The sequence below is a fragment of the Planktothrix tepida PCC 9214 genome (assembly GCF_900009145.1).
In the GTDB taxonomy this organism is placed as follows: Bacteria; Cyanobacteriota; Cyanobacteriia; order Cyanobacteriales; family Microcoleaceae; genus Planktothrix; species Planktothrix tepida.
The window spans coordinates 1-2837 of the sequence record NZ_LN889775.1 but is presented as its reverse complement, the minus strand read 5'-3'; the positions used below and the strand labels follow the sequence as shown (position 1 = coordinate 2837).

Annotated in this window: 2 protein-coding genes; one reads left to right on the top strand and one right to left on the bottom strand. The window is 42.2% G+C overall.

Going from position 1 to position 2837, the window contains the following annotated elements:
• Window positions 1–58: 58 nt before the first annotated feature.
• Entirely contained in the window at window positions 59–976 is a 918-nt protein-coding gene (locus tag PL9214_RS03050; RefSeq protein ID WP_072717383.1) for a hypothetical protein, read from the bottom strand.
• Window positions 977–1462: 486 nt separating this feature from the next.
• On the opposite strand from PL9214_RS03050, the gene ctpB reads away from it, so the two are divergent.
• Window positions 1463–2761 (top strand): carboxyl-terminal processing protease CtpB, encoded by a 1299-nt coding sequence (gene ctpB, locus PL9214_RS03045; RefSeq protein WP_072717382.1) that lies wholly within the window; start codon window positions 1463–1465, stop codon window positions 2759–2761.
• Window positions 2762–2837: the final 76 nt, after the last annotated feature.

The following is a 2837-nucleotide window of genomic DNA, read 5'->3' as shown; positions in this document are numbered from 1 at the left end:
TTCTATTTTCTATTTTCTATTTTCTATTTTCTATTTTCTATTTTCTATTTTCTATTTTCTATTTTCTATTTTCTTTTTCCCCTGTTCCCTGTTCCCTGTTCCCTGTTCCCTGTTCCCTATTCCGTTCTGAATTATTCTTTTTTGTTTGCTGTTTTAGGAGTTCAGGAGGAATTATAAACTGTAATTCCCCATTCTCTTGAGTTTTGATTTCAACTCCTAACTTTATTAATTCTTGAATGGCTCGTTTGCGAACTAACTTATCTTCTGTCGCCCAATAAACCATCAACCAACTTTGAATTCGGATGAATTTATTATCAGGATCTTGACTTAATTGTTCTGCAAATTCTCGTAGACGAGGCGCAAAAGCGTGATCTGGTGTATTCTCAGCCCATTTTGCTGCCATTTGATGAGAGTTCACCGAAGCTTGAGTATCTCCTAATAATAATAATTCATCAACGCCTTTTATTCGCCAAACTAACCAAGATCTGATATTTTTTTCCGGGGAAAGAGATTTCAAGCCACGCTCTATCAACTTAACCGTTAAATCAGGTCGGGCTTGGTAAAAAGAAACTGATGTAGATAGGAAGTTATACATTTCTACCCACAGGGGATCATGGGTAACCATCACATCAAAATAATGATTTAACAATTCATAATCTGTTTTTTGACGAGCGGGATCATCCCCAAAATATTGCAGAAAGCCTAAAAAACCCCAATCAGCCAGTAAGTTATTATAGCCTAGGGCGGGTAAGGTTTTCAGCAATTTTAACCGGGCTAATTCCTGTTTTTGGGCTTGCTGGGCTGCGGAAGTCGAAATCTGATCGGATTGTGTTGATTGAGTACCAGAAATGTTTAAACCATCGGGAGCATAAAGTTGTAGTCCTACAATACTAGCTAACGCGATTCCGGCAACCGCAATCGGGACAAAGATGGATAAGTCCTTTGAGAAAGCCAATTTAGCTGGAAGATGAACCACAATATTTTTCAGAATTGATCGCGCTTTTATTTAAAAGCATATCATAAATAATTGACAAGAGTTTGATAAACTCTCGTTTAACACTGAATCAGGGTATCGGTCAGGGCGACTGAATTTTTATGATCATCAGTAACGACAACCCTACCCGTTCAATTGTCAGTCAAGCTATAATTAGAACCGAAACAATTCAGTCAGGAAAATCCCCATACTGAAATGAAGGAGCAGTTAGAGGTTTTTGGGCTACAACAGTTCTGAAAAAGCTGAATTTTAGGAACCCAGAGGATTCGAGTTAGACCCGATTTGTCTGTCTCAATCCCCCCTCAAATTAAGAAAATTTCCCCAGGTAGACGGTAGAAGCCATTAATTTTAACCGTTTTTTCCTTTTACCTGAGTCATTGATCGGCAGATCAGTTTAAAATCTAATCAAGGCTTTTATCCCTGGCTTAAACTGGAAGTCAAGGATCTCAAGCGATATAGGGAGACTCAATGAACCAGAACGTGAAACGCTTTTCTCCGTTCCGTCAAGCCCTGTTTACAGGCGCACTCGCCACCGTTACCGCTTTCATGATGCCCGCTTGGAGTAGCAGCGTCAACGCCACCCTCAAAGATAGCCCGAAAGCAGTATTGGACGAAGCTTGGCAGATTGTGAATCGAGAGTTTGTCGATGGCAACTTTAACAAAGTCGATTGGCAAGCCCAACGGGAAGAACTTCTCAGTAAGAACTATACTTCGCGTGAAGCTGCTTATGCGGAACTCCGAAAAGCCTTGGAAAAGCTCAAAGATCCTTACACTCGCTTCATGGATCCTAAGCAGTACGAAGCATTAACCAATCAAACCGCCGGGGAATTGACGGGGGTGGGAATGCAACTGACGGTGGATGAAAAAACCCGCATGGTTACGGTTATTGAACCGATTAAAAATTCTCCCGCCATGAAAGCAGGAATTTTGCCAGGGGATCGGGTACTGTCCATTGATGGAGTCTCCACCACAGGAATGACCGTTGAACAGGCGGCTAATAAAATTCGGGGAGCCATTGGTACCGATGTGAGTTTACGCATTGGACGCGAAGGCGGAAAAGAATTTGATTTAAAGCTGACCCGCGCCCGAATTGAACTGGAAACGGTTACCTATCGTCTCAATACCGAAGGCGATCGCAAAATTGGGTATATTCAACTGCGGGAATTTAATTCCCATGCAGCCGAACAAATGCAAGCCGCCATTGAAGCCTTAAATCAACAAAAGGTTCAAGGATTTGTCCTCGATTTACGCGGAAATCCAGGGGGGCTATTGCGTACCAGTATTGAAATTGCTCGAATGTGGATGGATACTGGAGCAATTGTTAGTACCGTTGATCGCAATGGCAAAAGTCAGGAAATTCGAAATAACCGCACCGCCATCACAAATTTGCCCGTTGTTGTCTTGGTCGATGGAAATTCTGCCAGCGCCAGCGAAATTTTAGCAGGAGCGTTGAAAGATAATCAACGCGGCGTGGTTATGGGAACTCAAACCTTTGGTAAAGCCTTAGTACAGTCGGTGTTTTCCCTCTCCGATGGTTCAGGATTGGCGGTGACCATTGCCCATTACTACACGCCCAATGGCACGGATATTAGTCATAAAGGTGTTACCCCCGATATTAAAGTGGATATTTCTGATGATCAGAAAAAACAATTAGTCACTGATCCAAAGTTAGTGGGGACACCCCAAGATCCATTCTACGCAAGAGCTATTTCGATTCTCGTGGCAGGTTCAGGAAATCGCCCCCTGGCTATTAACGAGTCTAAGTAGTGATCAGTTATCAGTTATCAGTTATCAGTTATCAGTTATCAGTTATCAGTTATCAGTTATCAGTTATCAGTTATCA